General features: G+C 57.7%; 16 protein-coding genes. 7 read left to right on the forward strand and 9 right to left on the reverse strand.

Features of this window, described 5'->3' with window-relative positions; translation table 11 throughout:
* Window positions 1–88 precede the first annotated feature (88 nt).
* Window positions 89–1195, forward strand: a complete 1107-nt coding sequence (gene trmA / locus DVA44_RS22980; protein WP_103825227.1) for a tRNA (uridine(54)-C5)-methyltransferase TrmA — start codon at window positions 89–91, stop codon at window positions 1193–1195.
* 78 nt (window positions 1196–1273) lie between these two features.
* Here trmA and DVA44_RS22985 read toward each other — a convergent pair whose 3' ends face one another.
* Window positions 1274–1633 carry a YijD family membrane protein gene (locus tag DVA44_RS22985; protein WP_103177480.1) on the reverse strand — a complete coding sequence of 120 codons (360 nt, stop codon included), beginning with the start codon at window positions 1631–1633 and terminating at the stop codon, window positions 1274–1276.
* A 10-nt stretch (window positions 1634–1643) separates the two neighbouring features.
* On the reverse strand, window positions 1644–2282 hold the full coding sequence (gene fabR / locus DVA44_RS22990; RefSeq protein ID WP_032615233.1) for an HTH-type transcriptional repressor FabR: 639 nt from the start codon (window positions 2280–2282) through the stop codon (window positions 1644–1646).
* Between the two features lie 196 nt (window positions 2283–2478).
* On the opposite strand from fabR, the gene sthA reads away from it, so the two are divergent.
* On the forward strand, window positions 2479–3879 hold the full coding sequence (sthA, locus tag DVA44_RS22995) for a Si-specific NAD(P)(+) transhydrogenase (RefSeq protein ID WP_103177481.1): 1401 nt from the start codon (window positions 2479–2481) through the stop codon (window positions 3877–3879).
* Here the strand turns inward: sthA and oxyR are convergent.
* From oxyR to argC, 4 genes are all read right to left on the reverse strand, one after another.
* On the reverse strand, window positions 3862–4779 hold the full coding sequence (gene oxyR, locus DVA44_RS23000; RefSeq protein ID WP_103825228.1) for a DNA-binding transcriptional regulator OxyR: 918 nt from the start codon (window positions 4777–4779) through the stop codon (window positions 3862–3864). The two genes, sthA and oxyR, sit on opposite strands and share 18 nt — an antisense overlap.
* Window positions 4780–5070: 291 nt before the next feature.
* On the reverse strand, window positions 5071–6444 hold the full coding sequence (gene argH / locus DVA44_RS23010; RefSeq protein WP_114388288.1) for an argininosuccinate lyase: 1374 nt from the start codon (window positions 6442–6444) through the stop codon (window positions 5071–5073).
* A gap of 74 nt (window positions 6445–6518) precedes the next feature.
* Window positions 6519–7295: an acetylglutamate kinase gene (gene argB / locus DVA44_RS23015; RefSeq protein ID WP_103177484.1), complete on the reverse strand. Its 777-nt coding sequence runs from the start codon at window positions 7293–7295 to the stop codon at window positions 6519–6521.
* Window positions 7296–7301: 6 nt separating this feature from the next.
* Entirely contained in the window at window positions 7302–8306 is a 1005-nt protein-coding gene (gene argC, locus DVA44_RS23020) for an N-acetyl-gamma-glutamyl-phosphate reductase (protein WP_114388289.1), read from the reverse strand.
* An 88-nt stretch (window positions 8307–8394) separates the two neighbouring features.
* On the opposite strand from argC, the gene argE reads away from it, so the two are divergent.
* The 5 genes from argE to DVA44_RS23045 all read left to right on the forward strand — a co-directional run bounded on the left by argE (window position 8395) and on the right by DVA44_RS23045 (window position 15223).
* Window positions 8395–9546: an acetylornithine deacetylase gene (gene argE / locus DVA44_RS23025; RefSeq protein WP_114316394.1), complete on the forward strand. Its 1152-nt coding sequence runs from the start codon at window positions 8395–8397 to the stop codon at window positions 9544–9546.
* A gap of 247 nt (window positions 9547–9793) precedes the next feature.
* Entirely contained in the window at window positions 9794–12445 is a 2652-nt protein-coding gene (gene ppc, locus DVA44_RS23030) for a phosphoenolpyruvate carboxylase (RefSeq protein ID WP_114316393.1), read from the forward strand.
* A gap of 100 nt (window positions 12446–12545) precedes the next feature.
* A complete protein-coding gene (locus tag DVA44_RS23035) occupies window positions 12546–13316 on the forward strand; it encodes an AraC family transcriptional regulator (RefSeq protein ID WP_114388290.1) in 771 nt (256 codons plus the stop codon).
* A 128-nt stretch (window positions 13317–13444) separates the two neighbouring features.
* Entirely contained in the window at window positions 13445–14107 is a 663-nt protein-coding gene (fsa, locus tag DVA44_RS23040; RefSeq protein WP_114388291.1) for a fructose-6-phosphate aldolase, read from the forward strand.
* Window positions 14108–14119: 12 nt separating this feature from the next.
* Window positions 14120–15223 carry a glycerol dehydrogenase gene (locus tag DVA44_RS23045; protein WP_114388292.1) on the forward strand — a complete coding sequence of 368 codons (1104 nt, stop codon included), beginning with the start codon at window positions 14120–14122 and terminating at the stop codon, window positions 15221–15223.
* 111 nt (window positions 15224–15334) lie between these two features.
* Here DVA44_RS23045 and katG read toward each other — a convergent pair whose 3' ends face one another.
* From katG to DVA44_RS23060, 3 genes are all read right to left on the reverse strand, one after another.
* Window positions 15335–17506 (reverse strand): catalase/peroxidase HPI, encoded by a 2172-nt coding sequence (katG, locus tag DVA44_RS23050; protein ID WP_114316389.1) that lies wholly within the window; start codon window positions 17504–17506, stop codon window positions 15335–15337.
* A 144-nt stretch (window positions 17507–17650) separates the two neighbouring features.
* Entirely contained in the window at window positions 17651–18541 is an 891-nt protein-coding gene (gene metF, locus DVA44_RS23055; RefSeq protein ID WP_114316388.1) for a methylenetetrahydrofolate reductase, read from the reverse strand.
* 207 nt (window positions 18542–18748) lie between these two features.
* Window positions 18749–21181 (reverse strand): bifunctional aspartate kinase/homoserine dehydrogenase II, encoded by a 2433-nt coding sequence (locus DVA44_RS23060; RefSeq protein ID WP_103825238.1) that lies wholly within the window; start codon window positions 21179–21181, stop codon window positions 18749–18751.
* Window positions 21182–21183 lie beyond the last annotated feature (2 nt).

The raw sequence follows: 21183 nt of genomic DNA on the forward strand, positions 1-21183 counted from the left end.
TGTCCAGACTGCCGTTGACCATTAAGGCTGGACATCCCCTGTACAATCCCTACAATCCCCGCGTAATTCATCATCAACAGGAAGCATCATGACCCCAGAACACCTCCCGACAGAACAGTACGACGCGCAACTGGCAGAGAAAGTCGTCCGTCTGCAAAGTATGATGACGCCTTTTGCTGCGCCTGCGCCTGAGGTGTTCCGCTCCCCGGTTAGCCACTACCGTATGCGTGCCGAATTCCGCATCTGGCACGACGGCGACGACCTGTACCACATCATTTTCGATCAGCAGACCAAAAGCCGGATCCGCGTAGACAGTTTCCCGGCGGCCAGCGAGCTGATTAACCAGTTGATGACGCTGATGATGGATGGCGTGCGCAATAATCCGCTGCTGCGCCATAAGCTCTTCCAGATCGACTACCTGACCACCCAAAGCAATCAGGCCATCGTCTCGCTGCTCTACCATAAGGCGCTGAACGACGAGTGGCGCCAGGCTGCAGAAGCCCTGCGTGATGCGCTGCGGGCGCAGAACATCAACGTGCATCTGATTGGCCGCGCGACAAAAACCAAAATCGCGCTGGATCAGGACTATATAGACGAGCGCCTGCCGGTTGCCGGAAAAGAGATGATCTACCGCCAGGTGGAGAACAGCTTTACGCAGCCGAACGCCGCCATGAACGTGCAGATGCTGGAGTGGGCGCTGAATGCCACCGAGGGCTCAACCGGGGATCTGCTGGAGCTGTACTGCGGTAACGGCAACTTCTCGCTGGCGCTGGCGCGTAACTTCGACCGCGTACTGGCCACGGAAATTGCCAAGCCGTCGGTTGCCGCCGCGCAATACAACATCGCGGCGAACCATATTGATAATGTGCAAATCATTCGCATGTCGGCGGAAGAGTTTACTCAGGCGATGAACGGCGTGCGGGACTTTAACCGCCTGCAGGGGATCGATCTGAAGAGCTACCAGTGTGAGACCATTTTCGTCGACCCGCCACGTAGTGGGCTGGACAGCGAAACGGAGAAGATGGTGCAGGCGTACCCGCGTATTTTGTATATCTCCTGTAATCCGGAGACCTTGTGTCAGAACCTGGAAACATTAAGCCAGACGCACAAGGTTGAACGTCTGGCTCTGTTCGATCAGTTCCCGTACACGCACCATATGGAGTGCGGGGTGTTACTGACGGCTAAAAACGCGTAGGCCGGATAAGCGAAGCGCCATCCGGCGCTTTTTGGCAGGTGGCGCTGCGCTTACCTGCCCTACAGCACGGCAAGATGATTACTCCGGCAGTTGCTGCTTACGGTTACGCATTTTAATGCCAATCCAGAACACCAGCGCCACTGACAGCACAGCCGGCAGGAAGTTAGAGCCAATGTCCGGGTACTCTGCGCGCACCACGGTGCTATACAGCAGGACGCCCAGCACAAAGAACGCCGCCGACAATGCCGGTAACCCCACCGGCATGGTGCGATTCTGATAACGCTGATGCAGACAGTACACCGTCAGCACCAGAGAGATCATCGGGAAAACCGAGAACGGTACAATAGAGCTAAAAAGCGCTGCGAACGTACCGTTAATGGATAAGCCAGCGATCAATGCCAGCAATAATGTTCCTTTATCCTGTCCTGTCTGTTTCATTACTCACCTTTCACTCATCGGATTGATGCGCCAGTTTTTCTTGTTCACGGCGATACCAGTAATAAGCCCCTTTAGAGATCATCCGCAGTTGCAATACCAGTCGCTCTTCGAGTTGCTTGCGTTGTTCAACGCTCACATCCAGTGCTTCGGCGCCCGCACTGAAGACTATTGTTACCATCGCCTCGGCCTGCGCCTCAGTGAAGGCGCGCGGCATATGGTTTTCGAGTTCAAGATAGTCGGCAAGTTCCGCAATAAAATGCTGAATCTCGCGGGCCACGGCGGCACGAAACGCGGCCGAGGTGCCTGAGCGTTCCCGTAACAATAAACGAAACGCGTTGGGATTATTGCCGATAAACTCCATAAAAGTGGAAACAGAGGTGCGGATCACGCTGCCCCCTTTGGCGATACGCTGACGCGCCTGGCGCATCAGCTGGCGCAGCATCAGCCCGCTCTCATCCACCATGGTCAGACCCAGTTCATCCACGTCACGGAAGTGACGATAGAAAGAGGTAGGCGCAATCCCGGCTTCGCGTGCGACTTCGCGCAGGCTCAGACTGGCAAAACTTCGCTCAGCACTCAGTTGACTGAATGCAGCTTCTACCAGCGAACGCCGGGTTTTCTCTTTTTGTTGTGCTCTTACGCCCATCACGATAGTTGAATCCTTCCAAAGGCCCGCAGGCACTATACCAGAGAATAAAATTAATCGGATTACCTGGCTTACAGAATGAAGGTTTACATGTTGTTTGTGCTCCACCGCGCGAAAAGAGCACAACGATAATTGGGTTATCCTGTCAATGATGTTACTATTCTGTTGCTTTTATGTATAAGAACAGGTAAGCCTTACCATGTCACATTCCTACGATTACGACGCAATTGTTATTGGTTCCGGCCCCGGCGGCGAAGGCGCTGCTATGGGACTGGTTAAACAGGGAGCCAGAGTAGCGGTTATTGAGCGCTACCATAACGTTGGCGGCGGTTGTACCCACTGGGGCACCATCCCTTCCAAAGCCCTCCGCCACGCCGTCAGCCGCATTATTGAATTTAACCAGAACCCTCTCTACAGCGATCACTCCCGTCTTCTTCGTTCCTCCTTTGCCGATATTCTGAATCACGCGGATAACGTGATTAATCAGCAGACGCGCATGCGCCAGGGTTTTTATGAGCGCAACCACTGCGAAATTCTGCAAGGCAGCGCGCATTTTGTGGATGAACATACGCTGGCGCTAGAGTGTCATGACGGTTCTGTTGAGACCATCACCGCAGAGAAATTTGTGATCGCCTGCGGCTCACGCCCGTATCGCCCGGCCGATGTCGATTTCTCACACCCGCGCGTGTACGACAGCGACTCCATTCTGAGCCTGCACCATGAACCGCGCCACGTACTCATCTACGGCGCCGGGGTGATCGGCTGTGAATATGCCTCTATCTTCCGCGGTATGAACGTGAAGGTCGACCTGATTAACACCCGCGATCGTCTGCTGGCCTTCCTCGATCAGGAGATGTCTGACTCGCTCTCGTATCACTTCTGGAACAGCGGCGTGGTGATTCGTCACAACGAAGAGTACGAGAAGATTGAAGGCTGTGATGATGGCGTCATCATGCACCTGAAATCGGGTAAAAAGCTGAAAGCCGACTGCCTGCTGTATGCCAATGGCCGTACGGGTAACACCGATTCGCTGGCGCTGGAAAACATCGGTCTGACCACCGACAGCCGCGGGCAGATCAAGGTGAACAGCATGTACCAGACCGCCCTGCCGCATATCTATGCCGTGGGTGACGTGATTGGTTATCCAAGTCTGGCGTCAGCGGCGTATGACCAGGGGCGCATTGCCGCTCAGGCGCTGGTGAAAGGGGAAGCGACGGCGCATCTGATCGAAGATATTCCGACAGGTATTTACACCATTCCGGAGATCAGTTCTGTAGGGAAAACCGAACAGCAGCTGACGGCCATGAAGGTGCCTTACGAGGTGGGTCGTGCCCAGTTTAAACATCTGGCGCGGGCGCAAATCGTGGGAATGAGCGTCGGTACGCTGAAGATTTTGTTCCATCGTGAGACGAAAGAGATCCTCGGCATTCACTGCTTCGGTGAACGTGCGGCGGAAATCATCCATATCGGCCAGGCGATCATGGAGCAAAAAGGTGGCGGTAACACCATCGAATACTTTGTTAATACCACCTTTAACTACCCGACCATGGCGGAAGCCTATCGGGTAGCGGCGCTGAATGGCTTAAACCGCCTGTTTTAAGGTGCTGTCGAAATGGCCATCCATTGCACCACGGATGGCCTCCGCCAGCTGCTCATAGCGGCTGCGCAGCGGTGAACCCGGACGATAAACCAGGCCAATGGTACGCCGCGGCTCCGGCTTGATGCATGGCAGATAGACCACGCCATCACGCTTATGTTCGCGCGGCACGGCCAGCGCAGGCAGCAGCGTAATACCGCTTCCCGCCGCCACCATGTTACGCAGCGTTTCCAGGCTGGTTGCGCGGAAGTGGGTATCTTCATCGGCACCGGCTTCAAAACAGAAGCCCATCGCCTGATCGCGCAGGCAGTGGCCATCTTCCAGCATCAGCAGCTTTTCGCCGGCCAGATCGGCCATCGGCACGCGATCGCGGCTCGCCCACGGGTGATCCTCATAGATCGCCAGCATCATCGGCTCATCAAACAGCGGCACTTCGATAAAGGCTTCGCTCTCTTTGACCAGCGCCAGAATGGCACAGTCGAGCTTACCGCTATCTAACTGCGCCAGCAGCTGATGGGTTTGCGCTTCATGCAGGTACATTTCGAGTTTAGGGAAGGTCTGATGCAGCAAAGGAATAATATGCGGCAGCAGGTACGGGCCAACGGTTGGGATCAGGCCAATATGCAGCGGGCCGGACATTGTCTCCCCCTGCTGGCTTGCCATTTCCTTGAGCACTTTGACCTCGCGCAACACGGTGCGCGCCTGATCCACCAGCAGCAGGCCTGCCTGGGTGAACAGCACTTTACGACTGGTGCGCTCCAGCAGCATTACACCAAGCTCGTCTTCCAGCTTACGGATCTGACCGCTAAGGGTTGGCTGGCTGACGTGGCAGGAGTCTGCCGCGCGGCGAAAATGGCGGTGTTCGGCTAACGCCACCAGGTATTCAAGATCACGAATATTCATTATTCATCCTCCGTCGCCACGATAGTTCATGGCGATAGATAGCATAGCAACGAACGATTATCCCTATCAAGCATTCTGTTGAATAATGCATCACAGAGACGAGGCGGCACCGATTACCCTTGAAGTCCTGCCCCGTCTTACGAGTTTCTCTCAAAACTCGCACAACTAAAGCCAACGTGAACTTTTGCGGACCCCGTGGTCCGCTTTTTTTTGCGTAAAAAAGCCCAACACAGGGTTGGGCTTTGGTTTGTAGGTCGGATAAGGCGAAGCCGCCATCCGACATATCAGGCATCACACCAGACGGGTTTTCGCATCCGCAATGGCCTGCGCCACCTGTTTCGGTGACACGCCGCCTTTTGCGGCACGCTTGTCCAGACAAGACTGCAACGCCAGGATCGGGTAGACATCATCGCCAATCACGTTGCTGAATTTCTGCAGATCGGCAAGCGGGAGATCTTCCAGCGCTTTGCCCTGACGAATCGCTTCCACGACCGCTTCACCGACAATATGGTGCGCTTCACGGAACGGAACGCCTTTCGCCACAAGATAGTCCGCCAGCTCGGTGGAGTTGGCATAGCCCTGCTGGGCCGCTTCCTGGCAGCGCGGGCGTTTCACCTGAATGCCGTCCAGCACCAGGGTCGCCATATGCAGACAGTCCAGCCAGGTGTCCAGCGCGTCGAACAGCCCTTCTTTGTCTTCCTGCATATCTTTGTTGTAGGCCAGCGGCAGACCTTTCAGGGTCATCATCATTCCGGTCAGCGCACCCTGCACACGGCCACATTTACCGCGGATCAGCTCCAGCGCATCCGGGTTTTTCTTCTGCGGCATCAGGGAAGAGCCGGAGGTCACGCGATCAGACAGCTCAACAAATCCGGCTTCGCCAGAGTTGAAGAAGATCAGATCTTCGGCAAAGCGTGACAGGTGGACCATACCGATAGAGGCGTTGGAGAGCAGCTCCAGCACGTGGTCACGGTCGGATACGCTGTCCAGGCTGTTACGGGTCGCAGAGGCAAAGCCCAGCCAGCCCGCCAGCTGTTCACGGTCGATTTCATAGGCGGTGCCGGCCAGCGCGCCGCTGCCCAGCGGGCTTACGTCCAGACGCTTTAAGGTATCCTGCAGGCGGCTTTCATCGCGCGCCAGCATCTCGACATAGGCCAGCGACCAGTGAGCAAAGGTGACAGGCTGCGCACGCTGCAGGTGGGTATACCCCGGCATCACCGCATCCTGGTTATTCTGCGCGGTCTCAACCAGCGCGCTCTGCAACTGACGGTTAGCCGCCAGCAGTTCCGCCACGGTCTCTTTACACCACAGCTTCAGATCGGTTGCCACCTGGTCGTTACGGCTCCGGCCAGTGTGCAGCTTTTTACCCAACTGGCCGACTTTGTCGATCAGTTTGCCTTCCACCCAGCTGTGAATATCTTCAGCGTCGCTTTCAAGAATTTGCTGCGGGTTAAGGCGCACCTCTTCCAGCAGATTGTTCAGCGCCTCTTCCAGCTGCAGCTGTTCGTCTGCGGTCAGCACGCCAACGGTGACCAGCGCTTTGGACCAGGCCACAGAGCCGACGATATCCTGTTCGGCCAGGCGGTAGTCGAAGCGCAAAGAGTCGTTGAACTGTTTGAACCGTTGATCCGCTGCCTGTGTAAAACGCCCACCCCAAAGTGCCATAACATCGTTCCTTTATTCGTTAGTTCCGCCGGGTGGCGCTGCGCTTACCCGGCCTACGGTCATTCATTAAAAACTTACGCTAGAATACGCGTGCCAATCGGCGTGCCGTTAAACAGCGCCGGAAGCTGCTCTGCGTGACGCCAGGAGGCGATATCCACCGGGCGACCCAGCGTGCGCGCGGCATCCAGCGCGGCGTTCACTTTGACAATCATGCCGTCGGTAATAATGCCCTGATCGATTAGCTGCTCGGCTTTTGCCGCGGTCATCTCCGCGATGCGCTGGCCTTTACCGTCCAGAATACCGCTCACGTCGGAGAGCAGGATCAGGTCCGCACCCAGCGTCGCCGCCAGGGCGGTTGCCGCCTGGTCAGCGTTGACGTTCATCAGCTGCCCCTCTTCGGTTACACCGATAGAGCTGACGACAGGCAGGAAACCGCCTTCCAGCAGCGTATTAATCAGTTTTGGCGAACCCGGCTGGGCCAGGCCAACGTGGCCAAGCTCTTCATCGAGCTGGGTCACCTTAACGCTGTCGCCATCGCCCAGGTAGAGACCCACGGAGGCGATATGATGTTTCTTCGCCCATGCCAGCAGGGTTTTGTTTGCCGTCCCCGCCAGCGCACCGGTAATGATGTCAATCTGATCGGCAGGCGTCACGCGCAGGCCGTTCTTCTTTTTCACCGGCAGGTTCAGGCCTTTCATTAACTCATCGACCACACAGCCGCCGCCGTGAACAATCACCAGCGGGCGTTGATGTGACTCGCGATAGTTAACCAGCGCGGTAAACAGACGCTCCAGCGCCTCTTCGCTGTCCAGCAGTACACCACCAAGCTTGATAATTAATGGGTTCATCATCACACCTTAAATAAGAGACTGCGTTTCAGCATAGCCAAAACGAATATTTGCGCACTGCATTGCCTGGGCGGCAGCGCCTTTCAGTAAGTTATCTTCTGCGGCCACCACAATCAGGTGCTCGCCCTGCACGGCAAAACCGATGTCGCAGAACGGCAGGCCGACCACGTTTTTTAGCGCCGGCACGCCCTTGTCATACAGACGCACCAGCGGTTTATCCGCATACGCCTGGGTAAAAGCCTCACTCACCTGCTCTTTGGTCACGCCAGGCTTCAGGCGGCAAGTAATGGTTTCGAGGATCCCGCGCGGGAAACTGCCCAGGTGCGGGGTGAAAATGACATCCGCGCCCAGATGGGTAGTAATTTCCGGGTGGTGGCGGTGGTTAAACACGCCATACGGTTGCAGGCTCACTTCACAGAAGCTGTTGGAGATAGCCGCCTTGCGCCCGGCCCCGCTCACGCCGCTGGTGGCGTTGATCACCGGCCACTGATTCAGATCCAGCAGACCGGCGTCGATCAGCGGCTTCAGGGAGAGCTGCGCCGCCGTTGGGTAACAGCCCGGCACGGCAATCAGGTTCGCTTCTTTCAGTTTATCCGCGCTCCACTCCGCCAGACCATAGACTGCCTTTTCAAGCAGGTCCGGGTGCTGATGGGTGAAACCGTAGTACTTTTCATAGAACGTGGCGTCGTTCACGCGGAACGCACCGGAGAGATCGAATACCACACAGCCGGCGGCCAGGAACTGCGGCGCCAGGTCGTGGCTGACTTCATGGGCAGTGGCTAAAAACACCACGTCCACGCCGTCGGTAAACTCGCTGATATCCGACATTGGCTGCAACGGCAGATCGACAATCCCTTTAAGCTGCGGATGTAAATCGGAAATTAACTTTCCTGCATCATTGCTTTGCGCTGAGACAGTCAAAGCGGTTATGGTCATATGAGGATGGCGATTCACGTAGCTTACAAGCTCTGCGCCCGCATAACCGCTAGCGCCTACAATCAGCGTATTCAACATCGGGTTCCTTTATGCTCAACGTTAATGTATTTTTATTCACATTTATTGCATGAATATTGATACTATCACGACCTAAGGTGTGTCAACAATGAAAATGAATTTACCGCCATTTATCGAGATCTACCGCGCCCTGATTGCCACGCCGTCCATCAGCGCAACGGAAGAAGCCCTGGATCAGAGTAATGAGACTTTAATCAATCTGCTGGCAGGCTGGTTCAGCGATCTCGGGTTTAAGGTGGAGGTTCAGCCGGTGCCGGGAACCCGTAACAAATTTAACCTGCTCGCCAGTACCGGGACCGGTGCGGGCGGCCTGCTGCTGGCAGGGCACACCGACACCGTGCCGTTTGACGATGGCCGCTGGACGCGCGATCCCTTCACCCTGACCGAGCACGACAACAAGCTCTACGGGCTGGGCACTGCTGACATGAAAGGCTTCTTCGCCTTTATCCTCGACGCGCTGCGTGACGTCGACGTGACAAAACTGAAAAAGCCGCTCTACATTCTGGCTACCGCCGACGAAGAGACCAGCATGGCCGGGGCACGCTACTTCTCGGAAAACACGGCGATTCGCCCGGATTGCGCCATCATCGGCGAGCCGACCTCCCTGCAACCGATCCGCGCGCATAAAGGCCATATCTCCACGGCGGTGCGCGTGCTGGGCCAGTCCGGCCACTCCAGCGATCCGGCGCGCGGCGTTAACGCCATTGAACTGATGCACGACGCCATTGGCCGCATCATGACGCTGCGCGACGACCTGAAGGAGCGGTATCACTACGATGCCTTCACCGTTCCTTACCCGACGCTGAACCTCGGCAGTCTGCATGGCGGCGACGCGTCTAACCGTATCTGCGCCTGCTGTGAACTGCATATGGATATTCGCCCGCTGCCGGGCATGACGCTAAGCGATCTCGATGGCTTGCTGAACGAAGCGTTAGCCCCGGTGAGCGAGCGCTGGCCGGGCCGCCTGACGGTCTCTGAGCTGCATCCGCCAATCCCGGGTTACGAGTGCCCGCCGGACCATCAGCTGGTGGAAGTGGTGGAAAAACTGCTCGGCGAGAAAACCGACGTGGTGAACTACTGCACCGAAGCGCCGTTTATTCAGACCCTCTGCCCGACCCTGGTGCTTGGCCCGGGCTCTATTAACCAGGCCCACCAGCCGGATGAGTACCTGGAAACCCGCTTTATCAAGCCAACCCGCGAACTGATCGCTCAGGTTGTGCATCACTTCTGCTGGCATTAATGACTGTTCCCCTCTTTCGCGAGAGGGGAAAAATCTCATGATCTTCGTCACATTCTCATAAGCATCTCTTATCTGACGCAAAGCGAATTAAATTTCGTAAATTGCCCCTATTTATTCGTTTGCTGAACCGTTTTCGCAGCAATTGACGACGGGGGTTTTACGTGGCTTTATAAAGGGAGATGACAAAATAATGTCCGCGAGATGGCTTTACGGGCATAAACAAAAATGATGGGGTGACTGGGTTTTTATGAACGAACAATATTCCGCGTTGCGTAGTAATGTCAGTATGCTCGGCAAGGTGCTGGGAGATACCATCAAGGATGCGTTGGGCGAGAACATTCTCGATCGCGTTGAAACAATCCGTAAGCTGTCTAAATCTTCCCGCGCGGGTAACGAAGCCAATCGTCAGGAGCTGCTCACCACGCTGCAGAACCTCTCCAACGACGAACTGCTCCCTGTTGCCCGTGCCTTCAGCCAGTTCCTGAACCTGGCAAACACCGCCGAGCAGTACCACAGCATTTCGCCGAATGGCGAAGGGGCCAGCAACCCGGAAGTGATTGCCCGCACGCTCAGAAAACTCAAGGACCAACCCGATCTTAACGAAGCCACCATCAAAAAGGCCGTCGAGTCCCTGTCGCTGGAGCTGGTGCTCACCGCCCACCCGACCGAGATCACCCGTCGTACCCTGATCCACAAAATGGTGGAAGTGAACAACTGCCTGAAGCAGCTGGATAACAAAGAGATTGCTGACTATGAACGTAACCAGCTGATGCGCCGTCTGCGCCAGCTGATTGCCCAGTCCTGGCATACCGATGAAATTCGTAAGCACCGTCCAAGCCCGGTTGACGAAGCCAAATGGGGCTTTGCGGTGGTGGAAAACAGCCTGTGGGAAGGGGTGCCAAACTACCTGCGCGAGCTGAACGAGCAGCTGGAAGAGAACCTCGGCTATCGCCTGCCGGTGGATTTTGTGCCGGTGCGCTTTACCTCCTGGATGGGTGGCGACCGCGACGGCAACCCGAATGTGACTGCCGACATCACCCGCCACGTACTGCTGCTGAGCCGCTGGAAAGCCACCGACCTGTTCCTGAAAGATATTCAGGTGCTCATCTCTGAGCTGTCGATGGTTGAAGCCACGCCGGAACTGCGCGAGCTGGCCGGCGAAGAGGGTGCCAGCGAGCCGTACCGTTATCTGATGAAAAAGCTGCGCGGCCAGTTGCTGGCAACGCAGGCCTGGCTGGAAGCCCGCCTGAAAGGCCAGCGTCTGCCGAAGCCAGAAGGACTGCTGAGCCAGAACGAGCAGCTCTGGGATCCGCTGTATGCCTGCTATAAATCGCTGCAGGCCTGCGGTATGGGCATCATCGCCAACGGCGAACTGCTCGACACCCTGCGCCGCGTGAAGTGTTTTGGCGTGCCGCTGGTACGTATCGACGTGCGTCAGGAGAGCACCCGTCACACCGAAGCGCTGGGCGAGCTGACCCGTTATCTCGGCATTGGCGACTATGAAAGCTGGTCAGAAGCTGACAAACAGGCCTTCCTGATCCGCGAGCTGAACTCCAAACGTCCACTGCTGCCGCGCAACTGGGAGCCAAGCAACGAAACCCGCGAAGTACTCAACACCTGCAAAGCGATCGTTGATGCGCCGAAAGGATCGGTGGCCGCCTATGTGATCTCCATGGCGAAGACCCCATCCGACGTGCTGGGTGTTCATCTGCTGCTGAAAGAAGCGGGCATCGACTATGCCCTGCCGGTGGCACCGCTGTTCGAAACCCTTGATGACCTGAACAACGCTAACGACGTGATGACCCAGCTGCTGAACATCGACTGGTATCGCGGCTTTATTCAGGGCAAACAGATGGTGATGATTGGCTATTCCGACTCCGCAAAAGACGCGGGCGTAATGGCAGCATCCTGGGCGCAGTATCAGGCGCAGGACGCACTGATCAAGACCTGCGAGAAAGCCGGTATTGAACTGACCCTGTTCCACGGTCGCGGCGGCTCTATCGGTCGTGGCGGTGCGCCAGCGCATGCGGCGCTGCTATCCCAGCCGCCGGGCAGCCTGAAAGGCGGCCTGCGTGTGACCGAACAGGGCGAGATGATCCGCTTTAAGTACGGCCTGCCGGAAGTGACCATCAGCAGCCTGTCGCTCTACACCAGCGCCATCCTGGAAGCCAACCTGCTGCCGCCGCCAGAGCCGAAAGCCGCCTGGTGCCATATTATGGACGAGCTGTCGGACATCTCCTGCGATCTGTACCGCGGCTACGTGCGTGAAAACAAAGATTTCGTCCCTTACTTCCGTTCGGCGACACCGGAGCAGGAGCTGGGTAAACTGCCGCTCGGCTCCCGTCCGGCCAAGCGTCGCCCGACCGGTGGCGTAGAATCCCTGCGTGCCATCCCGTGGATCTTCGCGTGGACGCAAAACCGCCTGATGCTCCCGGCCTGGCTGGGTGCCGGTGCCGCGCTGCAAAAGGTGGTGGACGATGGCAAGCAGAGCGAACTGGAGACCATGTGCCGCGACTGGCCGTTCTTCTCCACCCGTCTGGGCATGCTGGAGATGGTCTTCTCCAAAGTCGACCTGTGGCTGGCGGAATACTACGACCAGCGCCTGGTAAAACCGGAGCTGTGGACGCTGGGTAAAGAGCTGCGCGAACTGCTGGAAGGCGACATCAAAGTGGTGCTGGCTATCGCCAACGATTCCCACCTGATGGCCGATCTGCCGTGGATTGCGGAGTCTATCCAGCTGCGTAACATCTACACCGACCCGCTGAACGTTCTGCAGGCAGAGCTGCTGTACCGTTCGCGTAAAGCGGAAGAAGAGGGTCAGGAGCCAGATCCGCGCGTGGAACAAGCGCTGATGGTCACCATCGCGGGCGTTGCGGCGGGAATGCGTAACACCGGCTAATGGGTTCTGCCGGGTGGCGCTTGCGCTTACCCGGCCTACAAAGGCATCACGCAGGCCCGGCAAGCGCAGCACCGCCGGGCATTACCTCAGAACCTCCACTATGCACCACGATATCACCTCTATTCTGACTGACCTGATAAAGGGTACGCCGCCGCTGCGTCAGGTGCATTTTGCGCCTTTGGCCGAACGGGTTCCCCATACTTCTCCTCGTCTGGTCATTGTTCCTGAAGGCGAAACGCATGATGCGGTCTTCTCTTCCGTCGGGTTTATTGACGATCTTCCGTCCGTCACCCTACTCAGCATCAGCTTCGGTAAGCAGCAGCTGACGATTCAACTCCAGCGTGACAGTACCGTTTTATGCCAACAGCAGGTTGCCAGGCGCGGCCCGAGAACGGGTGCCTTTCTGCTGCAAACGCTCGCGGAGTTGCAGATGCAGCCGGATGAACAGGAGACGGCCAGACTGGTGGTGTTAAGCCTGCTAAGTCACTGCCGCGATCTGCTGGGCAGCGATATCCACACCGCCTCCCGCGGCCGGGCGCTGTTTGAAGCCCTTCGTCGCTATATCGAAGAACACCATGCCACCCCACTTACCCGCGAGTCGGTGGCACAGGCGTTTTATATTTCACCGAACTACCTTTCTCACCTTTTTCAAAAGACCGGCAGCGTTGGGTTTAATGAATATCTGACCCACGTTCGTCTCGAACATGCCCGGCATTTGCTCAAAGGCTACGATCTGAAAATTAAAGATATCGCCGCGCATTGCGGCTTTGCCGACAGCAACTACTTCTGTCGACTGTTTCGCAGGCACACGGAGCGCTCGCCTTCGGAATATCGCCGCCAGTATCACAGCCAGCTCACTGCCAAAAACTAGCATTGTGATCGTCCTCTCACTTCGCTAAGGACCTTACATTTGTCCAGTATTTGGCAAATTTGACTTCTGGTTCACGCCATCTGGCCCGCCGTATCCTTAATTCATACCCGCTGACTTAAGGAAAAATAATGGAACTGTATCTGGATACCGCCAACGTGGCGGACGTTGAACGCCTTGCCCGCATCTTTCCCATTGCCGGTGTGACCACCAACCCGAGCATCATTGCCGCCAGCGGAGAGCCGCTCTGGGAAGTCCTGCCGCGCCTGCAGAACGTCATCGGCCCGCAGGGCATCCTGTTCGCCCAGACAATGAGCCGCGACGCCGAAGGGATGATTGCCGAAGCCAGACGCCTGCGTAAAGCGATCCCCACTATTGTGGTCAAAATTCCGGTTAACGCTGAAGGACTGGCCGCGATTAAAGCCCTTAAAAAAGACGGTATTACTACGCTCGGCACCGCAGTTTACAGCGCCTCACAAGGTTTGCTGGCGGCGTTAGCCGGGGCGAAATACATCGCGCCCTACGTCAATCGCGTGGATGCCCAGGGGGGCGACGGGATCCGCACGGTACAGGAACTGCAAAGCCTGCTGGAAATGCATGCGCCAGGGAGCAGCGTGCTGGCCGCCAGCTTCAAAACGCCACGTCAGGCGCTGGACTGCCTGCTCGCCGGTTGTGAAGCGATCACCCTGCCGACTGATGTAGCGCAACAAATGCTCAATACGCCAGCGGTAGAGTCAGCCATAGACAAGTTTGAGCAGGACTGGAAAAACGCGTTTGGTAGCCTCAACCTGTAAAGGAGACATAGGATGGATCGTATTATTCAATCGCCTGGCAAATACATTCAGGGTGCAGATGTGCTCTCACGCCTCGGTGACTACCTAAAACCGCTGGCGGCGCGCTGGCTGGTGGTGGGCGATAAATTTGTGCTGGGCTTTGCGGAAGAGACGCTGCGTCAGAGTTTTAAACAGGCGGAACTGTACGTAGAAATTGCGCCATTTGGCGGCGAATGTTCGCAGAACGAGATTGACCGGCTGCGCAAGCTGGCGAAAAGTGCAGATTGCCAGGCAATCCTCGGCATCGGCGGCGGTAAAACACTGGATACCGCTAAAGCACTGGCGCATTTCATGGATGTCCCGGTCGCCATCGCCCCGACCATTGCCTCTACTGATGCACCCTGCAGCGCGCTTTCTGTTATCTACACCGACAGCGGGGAATTTGATCGCTACCTGATGCTGCCGCATAACCCGAACATCGTGATTGTGGATACCAAAGTGGTGGCAGAGGCGCCTGCACGTCTGCTGGCAGCCGGCATCGGCGACGCGCTGGCAACCTGGTTTGAAGCCCGGGCCTGCTCACGCAGCGGCGCCACCACCATGGCGGGAGGCAAATGCACCCAGGCCGCGCTGGCGCTGGCCGAACTGTGCTACAACACCCTGATTGAAGAGGGTGAAAAAGCGATGCTGGCGGCAGAGCAGCACGTGGTGACTCCTGCCCTTGAGCGGGTCATTGAAGCCAACACCTATCTGAGCGGCGTCGGTTTTGAAAGCGGTGGGCTGGCAGCGGCCCACGCCATTCATAACGGCCTGACCGCCATTCCGGACGCCCATCATTACTATCACGGCGAGAAAGTGGCGTTTGGCACGCTGACCCAGCTGGTGCTAGAGAATGCCCCGGTTGAAGAGATTGAAACCGTCGCGGCACTCTGCCACAGCGTAGGGTTGCCCATCACGCTGGCGCAGCTGGATATTACCGAAGATATCCCCGCCAAAATGCGCCTGGTGGCGACAGCAGCCTGTGCGAAAGATGAAACCATCCATAACATGCCGGGCGGGACAACGGCGGATCAGGTCTATGCCGCCTTGCTGGTGGCCGACCAGTACGGCCAGCGTTTTATGCAGGAGTGGGAGTAGCCCTTATTGCCGGGTGGCGGCTGCGCCTTACCCGGCCTACAAAACCCGTAGGCCCGTGCAAGCGTAGCGCCGCCGGGCAAAAAAATCCCCGCCGGAGCGGGGATTTTCTGTTTACAGCAGATCGAACCGGTCGAGGTTCATCACTTTCACCCATGCCGCGACAAAGTCCTTCACGAACTTCTCGTGGGCATCGCTGCTGGCGTAAACCTCCGCCAGGGCGCGCAGCACGGAGTTAGAACCGAACACCAGGTCGGCACGGCTCGCCAGGTATTTCACTTCCCCGCTCACGCGGTCGCGACCTTCAAACAGCTCGCTGGATTCATCGGTGGCTTTCCACTGTGTGCCCATATCCAGCAGATTGACGAAGAAGTCAGTGCTGAGTACGCCCACGCGGTCGGTAAAGACGCCGCTCTTACCGCCATCAAAGTTGGCGCCCAGCACACGCAGCCCGCCCAGCAACACCGTCATCTCTGGCGCGGTCAGCGTCAGCTGCTGCGCTTTATCAATCAGCAACGATTCGGTGGTGGAGACGTCAATCGCCGCCCGGTAGTTACGGAAGCCATCGGCAACCGGCTGCAGCAGGGTAAACATGCCGATATCGGTCTGATCCTGGCGCGCATCAACGCGGCCTGGCGTAAACGGTACGGTGATGTTGAAGCCTGCCGCTTTCGCCGCCTGCTCAACGCCCACCACACCGGCCAGCACGATGATGTCCGCCAGCGACGCTTTATGCGCCGATTTATAGATCCCTTCCAGCACCGGCAGTACACGCGCGGCGACGGCGTTGACATCCCAGCTACGCTGCGGTGCCAGCGCCAGACGTGCGCCGTTGGCCCCGCCACGCTTATCGCCACCGCGGAAGGTGGAAGCCGACGCCCATGCCACCGACACCAGCTCGCTCACCGACAGGCCAGAAGCCGCAATATCCGCCTTCAGGCTTTCGATATCTTCAGCAGTCGGGTGGAAGAACGGCTGCGGCAGCGGATCCTGCCAAATCAGCTCTTCTTTCGGCACTTCTGGCCCGATATAACGGGAAATCGGCCCCATATCACGGTGGGTCAGTTTGAACCATGCGCGGGCGAAGGCTTCGTTAAAGGCCTGCGGATCGTTGAGGAAACGACGGGAAATTTTGTCGAATTCCGGATCGAAACGTAGCGTCAGGTCGGTCACCAGCATGGTCGGTTTACGTTTTTTCGACGGGTCGAAGGGATCCGGCATGATTTCCGGCGCATTCGACGCTTCGAACTGGATAGCACCAGCCGGACTGCGGGTTTGCACCCAGTCGTATTTGTAGAGGTTCTCAAAGAAGTAGTTGCTCCACTGGGTCGGCGTCTGGGACCAGATCACCTCCAGGCCGGAGGTAATGGCGTCCGCCCCGATACCGGTACCGTGGGTGCTGGCCCAGCCCAGGCCCTGAGCCTCAAGCGGACCGCCTTCCGGGTCGACACCCACATGGCTGGCTTCCCCTGCCCCGTGGGTTTTACCCAGCGTATGGCCGCCGGCGATCAGCGCGACGGTCTCTTCATCGTTCATCCCCATGTTGCCAAAGGTGGCGCGGATAGCCGCCGCCGCCGACAGCGGTTCACCGCTGGCGTTTGGCCCTTCAGGGTTAACGTAAATTAGCCCCATCTCGGTGGCGCCAATGGCGCTTTTCGCCAGGCTTTCCGGGTGACGATGCTCCAGCCAGGCTTTTTCATCGCCCCAGTTAACGTCCAGATCGGGTTCCCAGACATCTTCGCGTCCGGCACCAAAGCCGAAGGTTCTGAAGCCGGAGTTCTCCAGCGCCACGTTGCCCGCAAGGATAAACAGATCGGCCCAGGAGATTTTCTGGCCATATTTTTGTTTGATCGGCCACAGCAGACGACGCGCCTTATCGAGGCTGACGTTGTCCGGCCAGGAGTTAAGCGGAGAAAAACGCTGTTGACCGCGGCCTGCGCCGCCGCGCCCGTCTACAGAGCGATAGGTGCCCGCGCCGTGCCACGCCATGCGAATGAACAGACCGGCATAGCTGCCCCAGTCTGCAGGCCACCACGGTTGAGAATCGGTCAGGAGCGCTTTCAGATCGCCTTTCAGAGCGGAGTAATCCAGCTTGCTGAATTCTTTGCGGTAGTTGAAGTCTTTGCCTAGCGGGTTGGAACGTTCGGAATGCTGGTTGAGAAGATCAATACGAAGTTGTTTAGGCCACCAGTCCCGGCTGTTGGTGCCGGCACCTGCACTCTTGTCATAACTGCCCTGATGGAAAGGGCACTTACCTGAATTCTGGTTCTCGTCGGACGTACTCATCGCTCTGCTCCCTCTATGGTTTTATCGTTAGGATATACACCACCGGGAATAAGAGATAATTGAAACAATCCACAGATTTGATAGTTAATACCGTTGTTATCCGGCTGAAATAAAAAAGCCCTCATCTTACTGAGGGCCTGGTCTTTACAGACCCGGGCGAACCCCTAACGTGTGGCAGATCGCGTAGCTCATTTCGGCGCGGTTGAGGGTATAGAAATGGAAATCCTTCACCCCTTCGCGGCTTAAAATCTTCACCATATCCATGGCGATACTGGCACCCACCAGCTTGCGGGTTTCGGCGTCATCGTCCAGGCCTTCATACATCTTCGCCATCCAGTGCGGGATACGCACGTTGGTCATGTCGGCAAATTTCTTGGCCTGCTTAAAGTTAGAAACCGGCAGGATGCCAGGGATAATTTCCACGTCGATGCCGGCAGAGACGCAGCGGTCACGGAAACGCAGATAGCTTTCAACATCAAAGAAAAACTGGGTGATGGCGCGATTGGCACCCGCATCCACTTTGCGCTTCAGGTTGAGCAGGTCCGCCTGGGCGCTTTTCGCTTCCGGGTGCACTTCCGGGTAAGCCGCAACGGAGATGTCGAAATCGCCCACCTCTTTCAGCAGCGTTACCAGATCGGTCGCATACATGTCCGGCTTACCGCTGCCCGGCGGCAGGTCGCCACGCAGGGCCACGATGTGGCGGATACCGTTATTCCAGTAATCCTGGGCGATGGTGCGCAGCTCGTCGCGGGTGGCATCGATACAGGTCAGATGCGGGGCAGCCTCCAGACCGGTACGATCCTTAATGCCCTTGATGATACTGTGCGTGCGGTCGCGCTCGCCGGAGTTGGCGCCGTAGGTCACGGAGACAAATTTCGGCTTCAGGCTGCTCAGGCGATCGATAGAGGCCCACAGGGTCTGCTCCATTTCACTGGTGCGCGGCGGGAAAAATTCAAAAGAGACGTTAATCTGGCCGTTTACTTCTGCCAGGCTCTGATTCAGGGCTTCCCGCTGGTTGGCGTGAAAAAAGCTCATACCTTACCTCATCAATCGCGTGTCGTTGTTTATTATGCTTCGAACTTCTATACGTTTAGACGTCCAGATGTAAAAATGACGGAAAAGCGGACTGGCGTCAACTGAAAATATCACCATTGACGGTGAGGAATGCTCAGGGAAGATGAAAAAAGTTCAGGATGGGAAAAAAGAAGGCCCGGTAAGCGTTGCGCCACCGGGCATAGGGTTTTACAGCAGTTGTGCCAGACGGTTGATATCGGACTGGATCGCCCCGGCGGTGACGTCGCGGCCCGCGCCTGGACCACGGATCACCAGCGGGTTATCGCGATACCAGCGGCTTTCGATGGCAAAGACGTTATCGCACGGCAGCAGCGCCGCCAGCGGATGTTCCGGGCGGACAGCCTCAACCCCAACGCGCGCCTTGCCGTTGGCATCGAAACGCGCCACGTAGCGCAGCACCAGACCCATTTCGCGCGCCGCTTCCAGCCGCTGTAGCATCTGCTCGTTCAGCGCTTCACCGTTCTCGAAGAAGTGATCGACAGACCCCTCTTCGCAGCCCGCTGGCACCAGCGACTCCACGCGCACCTGATTCGGCTCGATGTCGTAGCCCGCTTCACGCGCCAGGATCACCAGCTTACGCATCACGTCTTTGCCGGAGAGGTCAACGCGCGGGTCCGGCTCGGTCAGCCCCTGCTGCCACGCCTGATCCACCAGGTCGGTGAACGGCACGGTGCCATCAAACTGCAGGAACAGCCATGACAGGGTGCCGGAGAAGATACCGCTGATCGCCAGAATGCTGTCGCCGCTATCGATCAGATCGCGCACGGTGTGGTTCACCGGCAGACCGGCACCAACGGTGGCGTTGTAGAGCCAGTGACGGCCCGTTTTTTCAAAGGCGTCGTGGATCTGACGATAGTTGCGGGTATTGCTGGCCCCCGCCAGTTTGTTAGCGCTGATGACGTGGAAGCCGTGGCTGGCGAAATCAAGATACTGATCGGCCAGCTGCTCGCTGGCGGTGACATCCAGCACCACCAGATCATCATAGGGGTGGGCACGCATCCACAGGAACAGCGACTCTTCATCCTGCTCGATGGCTTCATCGTTGAAGAAGGCCAGCGCACGGCTGGCGTCCAGCCCTTCATAACTGAGCAGGCTGCGGCGGCTGTCCACCACGCCCGCCAGTACAAATTCAAAACCGGTACGCGCCGAGAGCGTGGTTTGCTCGCGGGCAAACAGCTCCAGCCAGCGGGAACCGATATTCCCTTTGCCAAACAGCATCAGACCGATGCGTTTTTCGGCGCGGAACAGCGACTGGTGCAGGCCCTGGATCAGACTCTCCGTTGGCCCGGTACGCATGACCGCCACCAGGCTGATGCCCTCCTCGGACTGCCAGGTAAATTCAACCGGCTGCCCTTTCAACTGCTGCCAGAAACGGTGGCAGTGCAGCGGGTTACGGGTGACGCCCGCGCCCACCATCGCAATCAGCGCCAGCCCCTGACGCAGACGAAGCTCGCCCGGCAGGCCCGCTTCATCGAGAATCTTCAGCGCGCTGTCGGCCACTTCGGCGGTGTAGCAGAACTGCAGCAGGTGACGATCGGTATGCACACCCACGGCCAGCGGGCGCACCTGGGCACGCTTGAGGATCAGGTCGATCTCTTTATGCGCCAGTTTGAAATCCTGACCAGCAGGAACGAGGAACTCAATCAGGCAGATATCGTCATGGCTGGTGACAATACGCGCCCCGGTGCCGGAAGCCAGCACGCGCTCAATGCGGGTGGAACCCTGATCCGGCGTATAGCTACAGCGCAGCTGCAGATCGATATCGCTGCCGGAAACCGGCTGCAGGGTACGGGCGTGGAGAACCGGGGCCGCCAGACGGGCCAGCTCGCTGGCTTCATCGAGACGCAGCAGCGGCAGCAGGCAGGCATCTTTGACCTTGCGTGGGTCGGCGCTATAGACGCCCGCCACGTCGCTCCAGATGGTGACGCGCGACACGCCCGCCAGCGCACCAATCTGTGTTGCAGAGTAGTCGGAGCCGTTACGCCCCAGCAGCACGGTTTCACCCGCGTTGCTGCGGCTGATAAAGCCGGTCACGACAATACGTTTATTCGGATGCTGTACCAGCAGCTGCTGGAGTAGCGGATAAGAGAGGCCTTCATCAACCTGCGGCTGAGCGCCACGTTCGGCACGCAGGAAGTCCCGCGCGTCCAGCCATGCGGCCTCCAGCCCCTGCTGTTGCAGAACCGCCGCCATCAGACGGGCAGACCACACTTCACCGTGGCCCACCACCTCGGCGTAAACGGCATCGGTCACGCCGCTGTCGAGTAAAGCGGCCAGCCGCTCCAGATCCTGGATAAAGTTGCTGATCAGGCCATCGGCCACGTCGGCAGGCAGTAACCCGGCGATCAATTCACTCTGATAACGGCGTAACGCTTGTTGAACCTGATGCGCAGAGAGACGATCGGTCTGGCTTAACTTCAGCCAGCTAATCAACTGGTTGGTGGTGCTGCCCGCCGCAGAGACAACCATCATGTCCCCCGGCATCGAATACTCTGCCATGATCCCCGCGACCCGCAGGTAACATTTCACATCAGCAAGACTACTACCACCAAACTTGTGCAGCTGGCGACCCTTCGCCCCTGCCTGCGCTATCACACTCATGA

Origin of the sequence: Leclercia sp. W17 (assembly GCF_003336325.1) — a bacterium.
In the GTDB taxonomy this organism is placed as follows: Bacteria; Pseudomonadota; Gammaproteobacteria; order Enterobacterales; family Enterobacteriaceae; genus Enterobacter.